Origin of the sequence: Streptomyces gilvosporeus, assembly GCF_002082195.1 — a bacterium.
Classification (GTDB): domain Bacteria; phylum Actinomycetota; class Actinomycetes; order Streptomycetales; family Streptomycetaceae; genus Streptomyces; species Streptomyces gilvosporeus.
This window is the reverse complement of sequence record NZ_CP020569.1, coordinates 3,280,321-3,295,823: the sequence shown is the minus strand read 5'-3', so window position 1 is coordinate 3,295,823 and position 15,503 is coordinate 3,280,321. Positions and strand designations below refer to the sequence as shown.

Below are 15,503 nucleotides of genomic sequence, written 5' to 3'. Positions count from 1 at the left end.
ATCCAGGGGGTACGGCCGCCGGTACCCTGAACCATTCGCCCGCCCGCCTCCCGACCCCACCCCCTACGGAGGCGCTGGGCGCCGCCCTATTCATCGTTCGTCGTCGTAATGAAGAGAGCACCGTGGCCGCCGACAAGATCGATACCATCGTCAGCCTGAGCAAGCGCCGTGGCTTCGTCTACCCCTGCAGTGAGATCTACGGTGGCTCCCGCGCTGCCTGGGACTACGGTCCGCTGGGCGTCGAGCTCAAGGAGAACATCAAGCGCCAGTGGTGGCGCGCCATGGTCACCTCGCGCGAGGACGTCGTCGGCATCGACTCGTCGGTGATCCTGGCCCCCGAGGTATGGCAGGCGTCCGGCCACGTCGCCACCTTCACGGACCCGCTCACCGAGTGCACCTCCTGCCACAAGCGCTTCCGCGCCGACCACCTGGAGGAGGCGTACGAGGCCAAGCACGGCAAGCTCCCCGAGAACGGCCTCGCCGACGTCAACTGCCCGCACTGCGGCAACAAGGGCGGCTTCACCGAGCCGAAGCAGTTCTCCGGCCTGCTCTCCACCCACCTCGGCCCCTCGCAGGACACCGCCTCGATCGCCTACCTGCGCCCCGAGACCGCGCAGGGCATCTTCACCAACTTCATGCAGGTCCAGCAGACCTCCCGCAAGAAGCCCCCGTTCGGCATCGCCCAGATGGGCAAGTCGTTCCGCAACGAGATCACGCCGGGCAACTTCATCTTCCGCACCCGCGAGTTCGAGCAGATGGAGATGGAGTTCTTCGTCAAGCCGGGCGAGGACGAGCAGTGGCAGGAATACTGGATGGAGCAGCGGTGGAGCTGGTACCGCGACCTCGGCATCCGCGAGGAGAACATCCGGTGGTACGAGCACCCGAAGGAGAAGCTCTCCCACTACTCCAAGCGCACCGCTGACATCGAGTACCGCTTCAACTTCGGCGGCACCGAGTTCTCCGAGTTGGAGGGTGTGGCCAACCGGACGGACTTCGACCTCTCCGCCCACTCCAAGGCCTCCGGCCAGGACCTCTCCTACTTCGACCAGGAGGCCGGCGAGCGCTGGACTCCGTACGTCATCGAGCCGGCGGCCGGTGTGAACCGCGCGATGCTCGCCTTCATGCTCGACGCGTACATCGAGGACGAGGCCCCCAACGCCAAGGGCAAGATGGAGAAGCGCACGGTCATGCGCCTCGACCCGCGCCTGGCGCCGGTCAAGGTCGCGGTCCTGCCGCTGTCGCGCAACCCGCAGCTCTCCCCGAAGGCCAAGGGGCTCGCCGCCGACCTGCGCAAGAACTGGAACATCGAGTTCGACGACGCGGGCGCCATCGGCCGCCGCTACCGCCGCCAGGACGAGATCGGCACGCCGTTCTGCGTCACGGTCGACTTCGACACCCTCGACGACAACGCCGTCACGGTGCGCGAGCGCGACACGATGAAGCAGGAGCGGGTGAGCCTGGACCAGATCCAGTCCTACCTGGCGGGGCGTCTGCTGGGCTGCTGATCGCCCAGCCGCGCAGTCACCGGTGCCGGGTCCCTCAACGGGGGCCCGGCACCTTGCCGTTGGCGGCGGTGGACCCCGCCCCGGCCCGTGCGGCGAGCACACCGCACAGGGCCGCGAGGGGCAGTTCGGCGCCCACGGCCATGGCGGTCGCGAGGGCCCGTTCCATGCCGGGGGCGGCCGTGGCCAGGTCGATGCAGGCGTCGGCCACGAGGAGGACGGCCGCGGCGGCCGCGGGGGCGCGATGGCGGGGGTCGGCGCGCAGCAGGCGGGTGCCGGCGGCCAGCAGGCAGACAACCTCCAGGGCGTCGAGGGTGACCCAGGCTGCCGCCTCGGCCGGCGGCAGGGTGCCCGCGAGGTAGCCGAGCCAGGGGAGCAGGGCCAGGCCCGCGCCCACCAGGATGCGGCCCTGCCGGCGAGGGGCGCGGCCGTGGGACACGTTCCCGTGGGCGGCGCCCGTCGTTCCGCAACCGCCGTTGCTGACGGGCGGGTTGAAGGCGATGAGGGCCATGGCGCAGGTCTCTTTCGGTGTCGCGAACCCGGCCTTCGGGCTCGTGATCAACACTCCGGTTTCCGGCGGCCGCGGTCAGTAACGTCGCTGTCCGTCTTGGGGTGGCACCAGGTACACCCCCGGTACGGCAACGGGCTTCATGGCAGGTCACGGCGCCCGCCGCCTACCGTTGCCGTATGAAAATCCCGCTCCGGTCGCGGCGCACGCTGACCCGGCTGACCCGCGATATGTCCTTCCTCGCCCTGGGGATACCGCTCCACCTCCTCATGGGGTTCCTGCTGTTCATGATCTTCGGGCTCGGGATGGAGGTCATCCTGGGGCAGGGCAACGAGGAGCCGGTGGTCCTGGGGTTCACGCTGGTGCTGACGGTCTTCTCCACCCCGGCGCTGACCGCCGCCCAGCGCTGGCGCTTCCGGCGGCTGCTGGGGATCGACATCCCCCGCCCGGTATGGCGGCGGCAGCAGCGGTCGTTCGGCTACCACTGCCTGGTCGGGACGCTGCTCGGCGGGCTCGAAGTGCTGCTGCTGTCCCTGCTGTTGGCCGGCGTGGCCGCCGCCACGGTGTACGCGTGGATGTGGGCGCTACCCGCGCTGTGGCGGGCCGGCCACGACACCCAGGCGTTCTACGTCACCCTCGCCGGCCTCGCCGCGCTCGCCGCCGTCCCGGCGCTCGCCGCGGCCCTGGTACGGCTGGAGACCCACCTCGGGCCCGCGCTGTTGGGGCCCGACCCGAGCGAGGACCTGGAGCGGCGGGTGGCCGACCTCACCGAGAGCCGGGCCGGGGCGGTCGACGCCGCCGATGCCGAGCGCCGCCGTATCGAGCGGGATCTGCACGACGGCGCCCAGCAGCGGCTGGTGTCGCTGGCGCTGAATCTGGGGCTGGCCAAGGCGACGCTGACACAGCTGCCGCCGGAGGCGCGGGAGGTGATCGACGCGGCGCACCGGGAGGCGAAGGACGCGATCGAGGAGCTCAACAACCTGGTGCGCGGGCTGCATCCGGCCGTGCTGGACGAGCGCGGGCTGGACGCGGCGCTGTCCGGGCTCGCGGCCCGGGCGCCACTGCCGGTGCGGCTGCGGGTGGATCTGCCGCCGCAGCCGTCCCGGCTGGCGACGCCGGCCGTCGAGGCGGTCGCGTACTTCGTGGTCTCCGAGGCGCTGACGAACGTCGCCAAGCACGCACGCGAGGCGACCAGGGTGGAGGTGACGGTCACCCGGCTCGGCGGGATACTGCGGGTGGTGATCGCCGACGACGGGGTGGGCGGCGCCGATCCGTCCAGGGGGACCGGTCTTACGGGGCTCGCACAGCGGGTGCGGTCGGTGGACGGAACCTTCCGGATGAGCAGCCCCGTGGGGGGCCCGACCATGATGAGCGTGGAGCTGCCGTGCACGAGGTAAGCCCTGGGACATACGAGGCAAGCCCTGGGACGAAGGCCGCCGTGCGGCGTGCCGTGATCGCCGAGGACTCCGTTCTGCTGCGGATCGGGCTGGTCAAGGTACTGGAAATGGCCGGTTTCGAGGTGGTCGCGGAGGTGGGGGAGGCCCAGGGGCTGCTGGCGGCGGTCGCCGAACACCGGCCGGACATCGCGCTGGTCGACGTCCGGATGCCGCCGGGCTTCACGGACGAGGGGGTGCGGGCCGCGCTGTCGATCCGTCAGCAGTGGCCCGCGACCGCGGTGCTGCTGCTCTCCCAGTACGTGGAGGAGCGCTATGCCGCCGATCTGCTCGCGGCCAACACCAGCGGGGTGGGCTATCTGCTCAAACAGCGGGTCGCGGATGTCGAGGAGTTCATCGAGGCGCTGCGCAGGGTGGCGGCCGGCGGTACGGCCCTGGACCCGCAGGTCGTCGCCCAGCTGCTGGTACGGCGCCCCAGCGACCCGCTCGAACGCCTCACCGCCCGCGAGCGCGAGGTCCTGGCCCTGATGGCCGAGGGCCGGTCGAATGCGGGCATCGCCGCGCAACTGGTGGTGAGCGAGAGCGCGGTGGCCAAACACATCAACAACATCCTGGCGAAGCTGGACCTGCCGAAGGCGGACGCGGACCACCGGCGGGTGCTGGCGGTGCTGCGGTTCCTGGGGGTCGGGGAGTAACACCCTCCCCGCCTGCCGCCGAAAGACCGTCGCTACGCCTGCAACCCCCGCAGGATCAGGTCGCGTACGGCCTCGAAGTCGGCGGTGATGCCCGGGTGGGACCACTCGGGTGCGTAGCAGGGGTCGTGGAAGCGGCCGGTGGCGGAGAAGACGGCATGGGCGGTGCTGGCGGGGGACGGGGTGTGGAAGGTGCCCTCCGAGACGCCGGCCTCGATGATCGTGGTGAGCTGGGATTCCAGGTCGGTGACATGGCGGTCGACCACACCGCCGCTCTCGCCGATCAACGTCATATAGGTGGCGAAGAGTTCGGGGTCGTCGCCGGCCTTGTGCCGCTTGGCCTCGAAGAGGGCGGCGAGCCAGCGGCGCAGCCGGTCGTCGGCCGGGCCCTCGTCCGAGACGATGACGGACAGCTGCTGGCTCGTACGGTCCAGCCAGCGCGCCGTGACCGCCTCCCGCAGCGCCGTCTTGGTGCGGAAGTGGCGGTAGACGCTGCCGTGGCTCACCCCCAGGGCGCGGGCGACATCCACGACCGTGGCCTTGGCCGGGCCGTAGCGGCGCAGCACCTCCTCGGTGGCTTCGAGGATGCGCTCGGGGGTCAGTGTCTCGGGGGCCATGGGGCGGGCCGGCCTTTCGGAGGGGAGGGGACGGGCGGGGGACGGACGGCTGGCGGATACCAGCATCCGGCAGCGGCTCCGCAGACCCGGCGGCGGGCGCACCGCACGGGTACGCGCACCGGCCGGCCGCCGCGCCGGACAGTACGGACCGTACCCGCCGCGCCCGCCCCTCGCCCCGGGCGGTCACCGCTCGCTGTCCAGGTGGGCCATCTGCCCGGCCGGGTAGCGCTCGCCGGCGGCGGCGCCGGCCGGGACCGCGCGCTCGATCGCGGCCAGGTCGTCGGCGTCCAGCGTGACGTCCAGCGCCCCGAGCGCCTCGGTCAGCCGGTCGCGGCGGCGGGCGCCCACCAGCGGAACGATGTCCTCGCCGCGGGAGAGCACCCAGGCGATGGCGGTCTGGGCGACCGTGATCCCCTTCTGCTCGGCGATCTTGCGCAGCGCCTCGACCAGGTCGAGGTTGCGGTCGAGGTTCTCGCCCTGGAACCGGGGGCTCATCCCGCGGAAGTCGTTCGCGGCGAGCTTGCGGTCGCGGGTGAAATGCCCGCTGATCAGGCCGCGGGACAGGACACCGTACGCCGTCACGCCGATGCCCAGCTCGCGGGCGGTGGGCAGGATCTCGTCCTCGATGCCGCGGGAGAGCAGGGAGTACTCGATCTGGAGGTCGCTGATCGGGGCGACCGCGGCGGCCCGGCGCAGGCTCTCGGCGCCGACCTCGGACAGGCCGATGTGGCGGACGTGTCCGGCCTCGACCAGCTCGGCGATGGCGCCGATGGTCTCCTCGACCGGGACGTCCGGGTCGAGCCGGGCGATGCGGTAGATGTCGATGTGGTCGCGCCCCAGGCGCTGGAGGGAGTACGCGGCGAAGTTCTTCACCGCGTTCGGCCGGCCGTCGTAGCCGGTGAAGCCGCCCTCGACGGTGCGCAGGGCGCCGAACTTGACGCTGACCAGGGCCTTTTCGCGGGCGGCGGCGGGGGCCGTGGCGAGCGCTTCGTTGATCAGCAGTTCGTTGTGGCCCATGCCGTAGAAGTCGCCGGTGTCGAGCAGGGTGATGCCCGCGTCGAGGGCGGCGTGGACGGTGGCGAGGGATTCGGTGCGGTCGGCGTCGCCGTAGAGGGCGGACATGCCCATGCAGCCGAGGCCGAGGGCGGAGGTCTGGGGGCCGGTGGTGCCGAGGGTGCGGGTCTGCACGGTGTGCTCCTGAGGGGACGGGGGCGGGACGGGGCCGGGGTGGCCGGCCCGTGCATCCACTGTGACATGACGGCTGACAGATTTCAATATTTGTCAGTCGTGAGGGTGAGCGGCCCCGTCCCCTCGGCCACGAACCCGCTCCACCACCCCGTCCGCTCCCCCGTCAGCGCACCGCCCGCGGCAGCCGCAGCGCCAGGAACGTGGTGCCTATGACGATCGCCAGCTGGGCGTAGAGCGCGGCGAGCAGCGCATCGCGGATGCCGACCGACGGCAGCAGGGCCAGGAAAACGGTGCCGAGGGTGGCCACACCCAGCGCGAGGCCGGACTGCTGGGTCGTGACCATGACGCCGCCGCCCACGCCCGCCTGGGCCGTCGGCAGTTCGCTCAGCACGATGCGCATCACGGTCGGCAGCAGCAGACCCTGGCCCACCCCCAGGACCGCCATGCTCGGCGCCAGACCGGCCACAGAGATGCCGGGCCAGCCGGCGTGCACCGTCAGCGCCAGTGCGAGCAGCCCGGTGCCCTGGATCAGCGACCCGGCGATCACCACCCGCCGCCCGAAGCGCTGCACCAGCCGCGGGCCCGCCAGCGAGGCGGCGAAGTAGGCGATGCACAGGGGCGCGAGCGACACCCCGGCCGCCAGCGGCCCGTAGTGCAGCCCGCTCTGGAGCGCCACCGCCACCTCGAACATGAAGCCGCCGAACCCGATCGAGAACGGGATCAGCATGGCCAGGCCGCTGCGCACCGAGGGGATGCGCAGCAGGGACGGGGGCACCAGCGGGGTCCGGCCGACGCGTTCGGCGTGCCGCTCGAAGAGGACGAAGGCGAGGGCGGCGAAGGGGAAGACGCCCAGCAGCAGCCAGGACCACAGGGGCCAGCCGGCCGCCCGGCCCTCGGTCAGCGGCAGCAGCAGGGTGATCAGGGTCAGGGCCAGCAGTGCGGTACCGGGGCCGTCGACCCGGCTCGGATGCGGCGAGCGGGTCTCGGGAACCATACGGACCGCCAGCAGCCAGGCCACGGCCGCGATCGGGACGTTCACCAGGAAGACGGCGCGCCAGCCGGTGCCCGCCAGGTCGGCCGAGACCAGCAGCCCGCCGAGCACCTGGCCGACGGCGCTGGAGACGCCCGCCGTGCCGCCGTACAGGCTGACGGCCCTCGCACGGTGCCGCCCGGTCGTCGTGGCCTGGATGGTGGCCAGCACCTGGGGCAGCAGCAGCGCGGACGCGGCGCCCTGGGCCACCCGGGCGGCCACCAGCGTCCAGGCGTCCGGCGCCAGCCCGCAGGCCAGGGACGTCAGACCGAAGGCGGCCAGACCCCACAGGAACAGCCGGCGGCGGCCGGCCATATCGCCCAGCCGACCGCCGAGGACGAGCAGCATGGCGTAGGCGACGCCGTAGCCGGCCACCACCATCTCCAGCATCGCGGGCCCCGCGTGCAGATCGTGGTCGATGGTCGGCAGGGCGACATTGACGATGAAGAAGTCGATCATCGGCAGGGCCGCGCCCAGGAGGACGGTCAGCAGGCCCGTCGGGGTCAGCAGCGGGGTGGCCGCCGAGCGGTGTCGGGCGGCCGTGGATGGGGCCGCGGGGACGGTGGTCGGAACTTGGGTATCGCTCACGTCATCCAAGATCGCGGTTCGCTCAGGCTGGTACCAGAGCTTTCTTATCCTGGTACCGGCGCTACCTGGCAACCGCCTGAGGACTGCGGCAGGCTGGACCCCATGAGCGCGAGCCTGACCGTCGGGAGCACCCCGGTGAAGCCTGCCACGACCCGCCCCGGCGCCACCGTCCATCCCGGTATCGCCGATCCCGGTGCCGCCGCCCCGCCGTACGGTGCCGCCCCGCGCGACGACGCCGCCCGCCGGGCCGAGCTGGCCGCCTTCCTGCGCAGCCGGCGGGAGCGGATCACACCGGAGCAGGTCGGCCTGCCGCGCGGCACCCGCCGCCGCACCCCCGGGCTGCGCCGCGAGGAGGTCGCGCACCTGGGGGCGGTCGGCGTCACCTGGTACACCTGGCTCGAACAGGCCCGGGACATCCACGTATCGCCGCAGGTCCTGGACGCGGTGGCCCGCGCGCTGCTGCTGGACCGCGCCGAGCGCAGCCATCTGTTCGCGCTGGCCGGGGCGGCCGACCCGCTGCCCGGCACCGAGTGCACGGGCGTGACGAAGCCGCTGCGGCAGGTCCTGGACGGGCTCGCGCCGTTCCCGGCGGTCATCCAGAACAGCCGGTTCGACATCCTCGCCTACAACAGCACCTACGGGCGGCTGATGTGTGACTTCGACGCACTGCCCGACGAGGACCGCAACTGCCTGTGGCTGGCGTTCACCAACGCCGACTGGCGGACGAGAACGGTCGATCTGGAGCACTCGAAGCGGGTGATGGCCGCCAAGTTCCGGGCGGCGATGGCCGATCATGTCGCCGAGCCGGCCTGGAAGGCGCTGCTCGCGCGGCTGACGGAGGCGTCGGCCGAATTCCGTGAGATCTGGGCGCAGCACGAGGTCGTCCGCTCGGTGAGCGCCGTCAAGGTCATCCGCCACCCCCAGGTGGGTGACCTGCAACTCTCCGCCAGCAGCTTGTGGACGGGCCCCAACCCCGGGCCGAGGCTGCTGACGTACACGCCGGTGGACGACACGACCCGAGAACGCCTCGGACAGTTGGAGAAGCTGGCCGCCACCGGGGCGTGAGCCGGCGGCCCCGGTGGCGCGGCCCTACGCCTTCGCCGCCGCGTGGCCGCCCCGCCGCTCCTCCTCGAACAGCGCCGCCGTGCGCCGCGCCGTGTCCCGTGCCCAGCGCCCGGTCGTCAGCGCGCCCAGCAGCAGGATCGCCGCCCCGCACCCCGCGATGATCCACCAGGCGGGCCGCCCCACCGCCAGGAACGTGCCGGCACCGGGCCGCACCCCGCCGGCCAGTACGGCGCCGATCACCGCGACCCCCAGCGACTGCCCGATCTGGCGGCTGGTCGAGGCCACCGCGGACGCCACCCCCGCCTGGGTGCGCGGCATCCCGGACACCGCGGTGTTGGTGATCGGCGCGTTGACCAGGCCGAAGCCGATACCGAACAGGACGTACCCGGTGAACAGCAGCGCCGTCGTCTTCTGCGCCTCGAACGCCGCGAACAGCACCCCGCTGGCGCCCATGAACGTCCCCGCGAGCAGCAGCGGAATCCGGGGTCCGCGGCTGCCCACCAGCCGCCCCGACAGCGGCGCACAGAGCCCCGTCATCCCGGCCATCGGGAGCATGTACAGCCCGGCGCCCAGGGCGGACAGCCCGCGCACATTCTGGAGGTACAGGGTGTTCATGAAGAGGAAGCCGCCCAGCGCGGCAAAGGCGCACACCGCGATGACGGTGGCCCCGCTGAACGGTGCGCTGTGGAAGAACCGCAGGTCGATCAGCGGTTCGGCACGCCGTCGCTCATAGCCGATCAGCGCCGCCAGCGAGACCAGCGCCAGCAGCACGAAGGCGAGGATCTTCGTCGAGCCCCAGCCCGCGTCCGGGGCCTCGATGATCGCGTACGTCAGCGAGCCCAGCAGCGCGATCACCAGCAGCTGGCCCACCACATCGACCCGGCGCGGCCTGGGGGCGCGGGACTCGGGGACGTAGCGCAGGGTGAGGAAGAGCGCGAGCGCGCCGATCGGGACGTTGATCCAGAAGACCGAGCGCCAGCCGACGGACTGGACCAGCAGCCCGCCGATCACCGGACCGGCGGCCATGCTTATCCCGACGACCCCGCCCCACACCCCGATGGCGCGGGCCCGCTCGCGGGGTTCGGTGAAGGTGTTGGTGATGATCGACATCGCGACGGGGTTGAGCATCGAACCGCCCACCGCCTGCACCATCCGGAACGCCACCAGCCACCCCAGGCCGGGCGCCAGACTGCACAGCAGCGAGCCGACGGAGAACACCACCAGCCCGACCAGGAAGATCCGCCGCCGCCCGAGCCGGTCCGCGGTCGATCCGGCCAGCATCAGCAGCGACGCCAGGACCAGCGTGTAGGCGTCGATCGTCCACTGCATCCCGGAGATCGAGGCGCCCAGCTCGTGCTGCATGGACGGCAGCGCGACATTGAGGACGGTGTTGTCGAGGCTGACGATCAGCAGGCTCAGGCAGCAGATCGCCAGCACCAGAAAACGTCGTCGTCGGCTGAGCTCGGGCATGGCTGAACGCTACAGCGATCCGGGACCTGTGGCCCTGGCAGGGCTCGCCGCGCGGTGCGGGACAATGGGGCGCATGACGTCTTCGCTGCAGATCGGCCCGCATACGGTGCAGCCCCCCGTGGTGCTCGCGCCCATGGCCGGGATCACCAATGCCCCGTTCCGGACCCTGTGCCGGGAGTTCTCCGGCGGCAAGGGCCTGTTCGTCAGCGAGATGATCACGACCCGGGCGCTGGTCGAGCGCAACGAGAAGACCATGCAGCTGATCCACTTCGACGCGACCGAGACGCCGCGCTCGATCCAGCTGTACGGCGTCGACCCGGCCACCGTCGGCAAGGCCGTCCGCATGATCGCGGAGGAGGACCTCGCCGACCACATCGACCTCAACTTCGGCTGCCCGGTGCCCAAGGTCACGCGCAAGGGCGGCGGCTCCGCGCTGCCGTTCAAGCGCAATCTCTTGCGCGCGATTTTGCGGGAGGCGGTCACCGGCGCCGGGGACCTGCCCGTGACGATGAAGATGCGCAAGGGCATCGACGACGACCACATCACCTACCTGGACGCCGGCCGGATCGCCGTCGAGGAGGGCGTGACCGCCATCGCGCTGCACGGCCGCACCGCCGCCCAGCACTACGGCGGCACCGCCGACTGGGACGCCATCGCCCGCCTCAAGGAGCACGTCCCCGAGATCCCGGTGCTCGGCAACGGCGACATCTGGTCGGCCGGCGACGCCGCACGGATGATGCGCGAGACCGGCTGCGACGGCGTGGTCGTCGGCCGCGGCTGCCTGGGCCGCCCCTGGCTCTTCGGCGATCTGGTGGCCGCCTTCGAGGGCACCGGCGCGCCCAAGGCGCCCGATCTGCGCGAGGTCGCCGCCGTCATGCTGCGGCACGCCGCGCTCCTGGGCGAGTGGATCGGCGACGAGAAACGCGGCGTCATCGACTTTCGCAAGCACGTCGCCTGGTACCTGAAAGGTTTTGCGGTCGGCTCCGAGATGCGCAAGCGGCTGGCCATGACCGGATCGCTGGCCGAGCTCGAGGACGGCCTCGGCGAACTGGACCTCGACCAGCCCTGGCCGCAGGGCGCGGATGGCCCCCGCGGCCGTACCTCCGGCAACAACCGGGTGGTGCTGCCGGACGGCTGGCTCAAGGACCCCTACGACTGCGCGGGCGTCAGCGAGGACGCGGAGCTGGACACCTCGGGCGGCTGACGCGCCGCGACCGGCGGCCGCCCGAGTGACATCCCGCGGGCCCCCAGGGCGGGGGATCCGGCCCGCCCGGCCCCGGCCGCGGTATCGATTGAGCCCGTACGGGTTCCGTGACGGAACCGGGCGCGATCGAGGGAGAAGCCGTGGTGAGCGGATACCGTTCCATCGGGGACACGGAGAAGGCGGTCCAGGCCAAGCTCGGCGACACACCCGTCCGGCACGCACAGATGGCCGCCGTCGCGGGCATCTACCGTGCCGCGGCCGCCGTACGCCAGCACTTCGAGAACTCCGTCCTGCGCACCGTCGATCTGACCTGGACCTCCTTCGTCGTGCTGTGGGTGGTGTGGATCTGGGGCCAGATGGAGACCCGCCGGGTGGCCGAGGAAGCCGGGATCTCCAAGGGCACGCTCACCGGCGTCGCCCATACGCTCCAGGGCCGCGGCCTGCTGGAGCGCAGCGCCCACCCCAAGGACGGCCGGCTCGCCCTGCTCGCCCTCACCCCCGAGGGCGAGACGCTGATGACCCGTCTCTTCCCGCAGTTCCACGCCGAGGAGTCCTTCGTCACCCATGCGCTGGCCGAGGACGAGGTCCTGAACCTGGCGGCCCTGCTGCGCCGGATCGTCGACCAGGTCGAAACGCATGGCGCGGACCGCCGGGCGGAGTTGCTGGGCGGTCAGGACCCGCGCCCGCGGCGCAGCGGCCGGCGGCCGAAGGGGTCCTGACAACCGCACAGGTCCTGAGAAGCGCAGAGGCCCCGAGAACCACACGAACTCCCGCCCCGTATACGAAACCGGGCGCCGCGGTGGGGGTCCGCGCCGGGCCGGAACTATGGCCGGATCGCGTCGTCCGGTGTCTCACGGCACGGGAGGAGGAGCCGGTTCCCGGTCGATGAGCCGGGGTTCCGACATCGCCGCACACCTTGATCATCTCGCGGAAGAGGGTCCAAATGATGGAACCCGGTCACACATGAGCGCGTGATTCTCGCCACCCCTGATAGGGGTCCCGCTCACATGAGCATCTCATGGTCGACTCCACCTCTCCAATGATGGCACTGGGTGCCAGGCGAGAATTGTTCGACTGATCAAGTGAATAATTGCGGTGAGTAACGGATTGGCCGATTCCGACTGCGTAGCGGAATGATGTCTTCAGGTAGTGAACTTAAGTCGGAACGCAAGATCACCATCGATCCGCTGGCTGACACCCGGTTACGCACGTATGTCGACCAAGTGGACGTACCCATACGCCTTCGATCTGGGTATGTTCCTCGCCGTCAGGGCAGCCCGTCGGCGAGGAGTCAGTGCCGTGCCGGAAACACAAGATCCCCACGTAAACCCGAACGCCTCTGCGTCCGCAGCGGTGAAGTTCGTCTATGACTTCACCGAAGGCAACAGGGACCTCAAGGACCTCCTCGGTGGCAAGGGCGCCAACCTCGCGGAGATGACCAACCTGGGACTTCCCGTCCCTCCCGGCTTCACGATCACCACCGAAGCCTGCAAGGTCTACCTCGAGAGCGGCGCGGAGCCCGCGGCACTGCGTGCCGAGGTCTCCGAGCACCTCGATGCCCTTGAGCGGCAGATGGGCAAGAAGCTCGGCCAGGCCGACGACCCGCTGCTCGTATCGGTGCGTTCCGGTGCGAAGTTCTCCATGCCGGGCATGATGGACACCGTCCTCAACATCGGCCTGTCCGATGCATCGGTTTCCGGCCTCGCCACGCAGGCCGGCGACGAGCGCTTCGCATGGGACTCCTACCGCCGCCTCATCCAGATGTTCGGCAAGACCGTGCTGGGCGTCGACGGCGAGCTCTTCGAGGAGGCCCTCGAAGACGCCAAGCGCGCCAAGGGCGTCGTCGTCGACGTCGACCTGGACGCGGCCGACCTCCAGGGCCTGGTCGGGCACTTCAAGGACATCGTCGCCAAGGAGACCGGCCGCGACTTCCCGCAGGACCCGCGCGAGCAGATGGACCTCGCCGTGCGCGCGGTCTTCGACTCGTGGAACACCGACCGCGCCAAGCTCTACCGCCGCCAGGAGCGCATCCCCGGCGACCTCGGCACGGCCGTCAACGTCTGCTCCATGGTCTTCGGCAACCTCGGCCCCGACTCCGGCACCGGCGTCGCCTTCACCCGCGACCCCGCCAGCGGCCACCAGGGCGTCTACGGCGACTACCTCCAGAACGCGCAGGGCGAGGACGTCGTCGCCGGTATCCGCAACACGGTCCCGCTCGCGGACCTGGAGCAGATCGACAAGGCGTCGTACGACCAGCTGATGCAGATCATGGAGACGCTCGAAACGCACTACAAGGACCTGTGCGACATCGAGTTCACCATCGAGCGCGGCAAGCTGTGGATGCTCCAGACCCGCGTCGGCAAGCGCACCGCCGGTGCCGCCTTCCGCATCGCCACCCAGCTCGTCGACCAGGGCCTGATCGACGAGGCCGAGGCCCTCCAGCGGGTCACCGGCGGACAGCTGGCGCAGCTGATGTTCCCCCGCTTCGACCTGGACGCGAAGTCCAAGACCATCGGCCGTGGCATCGCCGCCTCCCCGGGCGCGGCCGTCGGCAAGGCCGTCTTCGACTCGTACACGGCCGTCAAATGGTCGCGTTCGGGCGAGAAGGTCATCCTCATCCGCCGCGAGACCAACCCCGACGACCTCAACGGCATGATCGCCGCCGAGGGCATCCTCACCTCCCGCGGCGGCAAGACCTCGCACGCCGCCGTCGTCGCCCGCGGCATGGGCAAGACCTGTGTCTGCGGCGCCGAGGAGCTGGAGGTCGACACCAAGTCCCGCCGGATGACGACCAGCGACGGCACCGTCGTCGAGGAGGGCGACGTCGTCTCCATCGACGGCTCCACCGGCAAGGTCTACGCCGGCGAGGTGCCGGTCGTGCCGTCCCCGGTCGTCGAGTACTTCGAGGGCAACGTCGACGCGACCGCCGCCGACGCCGACGACCTGGTCAAGTCCGTGCACCGGCTGATGTCGTACGCCGACTCCCAGCGCCGCCTGGCCGTGCGCACCAACGCCGACAACGCCGAGGACGCCGCCCGCGCCCGCCGCTTCGGCGCCCAGGGCATCGGCCTGTGCCGCACCGAGCACATGTTCCTCGGCGAGCGCCGCGAACTGGTCGAGCGCCTCATCCTGGCCGACACCGACGCCGACCGGGACGCCGCACTCGACCAGCTGCGGCCGCTCCAGAAGGCCGACTTCATCGAGCTGTTCGAGGCGATGGACGGGCTGCCGGTGACCGTACGGCTGCTGGACCCGCCGCTGCACGAGTTCCTGCCCGACATCACCGACCTGTCGGTGCGCGTCGCGCTCGCCGAGGCCCGGCACGAGAAGCACGAGAACGACCTGCGCCTCCTCCAGGCCGTGCACAAGCTGCACGAGCAGAACCCGATGCTGGGTCTGCGCGGTGTCCGCCTCGGACTGGTCATCCCCGGCCTGTTCGCCATGCAGGTACGGGCGATCGCCGAGGCCGCGGCCGAGCGCAGCAAGGCGGGCGGCGACCCGCGCGCCGAGATCATGATCCCGCTGGTCGGCACGGTCCAGGAGCTGGAGATCGTCCGCGAGGAGTCCGAGAAGGTCATCGCCGAGGTCGCCGCCGCCGCGGGCGTGCAGCTCGACCTGGCCCTGGGCACGATGATCGAGCTGCCCCGCGCCGCGCTGACGGCCGGTCAGATCGCCGAGTCGGCGGACTTCTTCTCCTTCGGTACGAACGACCTCACGCAGACGGTCTGGGGCTTCTCGCGCGACGACGTCGAGGCCAGCTTCTTCACCGCCTACCTGGAGAAGGGCATCTTCGGCGTCAGCCCGTTCGAGACCATCGACAAGGACGGCGTGGGCTCGCTGGTCCGCAGCGCCGCCGCGGCCGGTCGCGCCACCCGCCCGGACCTCAAGCTCGGCGTCTGCGGTGAGCACGGCGGCGACCCGGAGTCGGTCCACTTCTTCCACGAGGTCGGCCTCGACTACGTCTCCTGCTCCCCGTTCCGCATCCCGGTCGCACGGCTGGAGGCGGGCCGCGCGGCCGCCGAGTCGCAGGGCAGCGACAGCCGCTGACCGACACGGGTGCCGCGGCCGAGCCGCGGCACCCCCCACACCACCGGAGCCGGCATACGCCAGGTACCCGACCCTCAACCTGCTTGGCTGTCGGCTCCGGTCACCCCAACGAGGGCGGCATCTTGTGCGGAGATGCCGCCCTCGCCCCTTTTCCGGGCGGGCTCTTGGGGCCTGACTCGCCCCGGCTCCCGGCCTCGC

12 protein-coding genes are annotated in these 15,503 nt (G+C 71.3%); 7 read left to right on the top strand and 5 right to left on the bottom strand.

Features of this window, described 5'->3' with window-relative positions:
- The first annotated feature begins 122 nt into the window (after positions 1-122).
- The gene (locus tag B1H19_RS14570) at positions 123-1,505 is read left to right on the top strand and encodes a glycine--tRNA ligase (RefSeq protein ID WP_083105157.1); all 1,383 of its coding nucleotides are present in this window, start codon (positions 123-125) and stop codon (positions 1,503-1,505) included.
- Between the two features lie 34 nt (positions 1,506-1,539).
- Here the strand turns inward: B1H19_RS14570 and B1H19_RS14565 are convergent, their stop codons facing one another.
- Positions 1,540-2,013: a hypothetical protein gene (locus B1H19_RS14565; protein WP_083105156.1), complete on the bottom strand. Its 474-nt coding sequence runs from the start codon at positions 2,011-2,013 to the stop codon at positions 1,540-1,542.
- A 176-nt stretch (positions 2,014-2,189) separates the two neighbouring features.
- Between B1H19_RS14565 and B1H19_RS14560 the strand changes: the two genes are divergently transcribed.
- Both B1H19_RS14560 and B1H19_RS14555 read left to right on the top strand, forming a co-directional pair.
- Positions 2,190-3,407: a sensor histidine kinase gene (locus B1H19_RS14560; protein ID WP_083105155.1), complete on the top strand. Its 1,218-nt coding sequence runs from the start codon at positions 2,190-2,192 to the stop codon at positions 3,405-3,407.
- A 53-nt stretch (positions 3,408-3,460) separates the two neighbouring features.
- On the top strand, positions 3,461-4,099 hold the full coding sequence (locus B1H19_RS14555) for a response regulator (RefSeq protein ID WP_083109642.1): 639 nt from the start codon (positions 3,461-3,463) through the stop codon (positions 4,097-4,099).
- 32 nt (positions 4,100-4,131) lie between these two features.
- Here B1H19_RS14555 and B1H19_RS14550 read toward each other — a convergent pair whose 3' ends face one another.
- The 3 genes from B1H19_RS14550 to B1H19_RS14540 all read right to left on the bottom strand — a co-directional run bounded on the left by B1H19_RS14550 (position 4,132) and on the right by B1H19_RS14540 (position 7,519).
- On the bottom strand, positions 4,132-4,713 hold the full coding sequence (locus B1H19_RS14550; RefSeq protein ID WP_083109641.1) for a TetR family transcriptional regulator: 582 nt from the start codon (positions 4,711-4,713) through the stop codon (positions 4,132-4,134).
- 183 nt (positions 4,714-4,896) lie between these two features.
- The gene (locus B1H19_RS14545) at positions 4,897-5,901 is read right to left on the bottom strand and encodes an aldo/keto reductase (protein WP_083105154.1); all 1,005 of its coding nucleotides are present in this window, start codon (positions 5,899-5,901) and stop codon (positions 4,897-4,899) included.
- Positions 5,902-6,064: 163 nt separating this feature from the next.
- Positions 6,065-7,519, bottom strand: a complete 1,455-nt coding sequence (locus B1H19_RS14540; RefSeq protein ID WP_083105153.1) for an MFS transporter — start codon at positions 7,517-7,519, stop codon at positions 6,065-6,067.
- Positions 7,520-7,621: 102 nt separating this feature from the next.
- On the opposite strand from B1H19_RS14540, the gene B1H19_RS14535 reads away from it, so the two are divergent.
- Positions 7,622-8,584, top strand: a complete 963-nt coding sequence (locus tag B1H19_RS14535) for a helix-turn-helix transcriptional regulator (protein ID WP_083105152.1) — start codon at positions 7,622-7,624, stop codon at positions 8,582-8,584.
- A 24-nt stretch (positions 8,585-8,608) separates the two neighbouring features.
- Here the strand turns inward: B1H19_RS14535 and B1H19_RS14530 are convergent, their stop codons facing one another.
- Entirely contained in the window at positions 8,609-10,054 is a 1,446-nt protein-coding gene (locus B1H19_RS14530; RefSeq protein WP_083105151.1) for an MFS transporter, read from the bottom strand.
- A 73-nt stretch (positions 10,055-10,127) separates the two neighbouring features.
- Between B1H19_RS14530 and dusB the strand changes: the two genes are divergently transcribed.
- The 3 genes from dusB to ppdK all read left to right on the top strand — a co-directional run bounded on the left by dusB (position 10,128) and on the right by ppdK (position 15,305).
- Positions 10,128-11,258 (top strand): tRNA dihydrouridine synthase DusB, encoded by a 1,131-nt coding sequence (dusB, locus tag B1H19_RS14525; protein ID WP_083105150.1) that lies wholly within the window; start codon positions 10,128-10,130, stop codon positions 11,256-11,258.
- A gap of 143 nt (positions 11,259-11,401) precedes the next feature.
- Positions 11,402-11,977, top strand: coding sequence for a MarR family winged helix-turn-helix transcriptional regulator (locus B1H19_RS14520; protein WP_203237158.1), 576 nt, complete (start codon positions 11,402-11,404; stop codon positions 11,975-11,977).
- Between the two features lie 580 nt (positions 11,978-12,557).
- A complete protein-coding gene (ppdK, locus tag B1H19_RS14515; RefSeq protein WP_083105149.1) occupies positions 12,558-15,305 on the top strand; it encodes a pyruvate, phosphate dikinase in 2,748 nt (915 codons plus the stop codon).
- Positions 15,306-15,503: the final 198 nt, after the last annotated feature.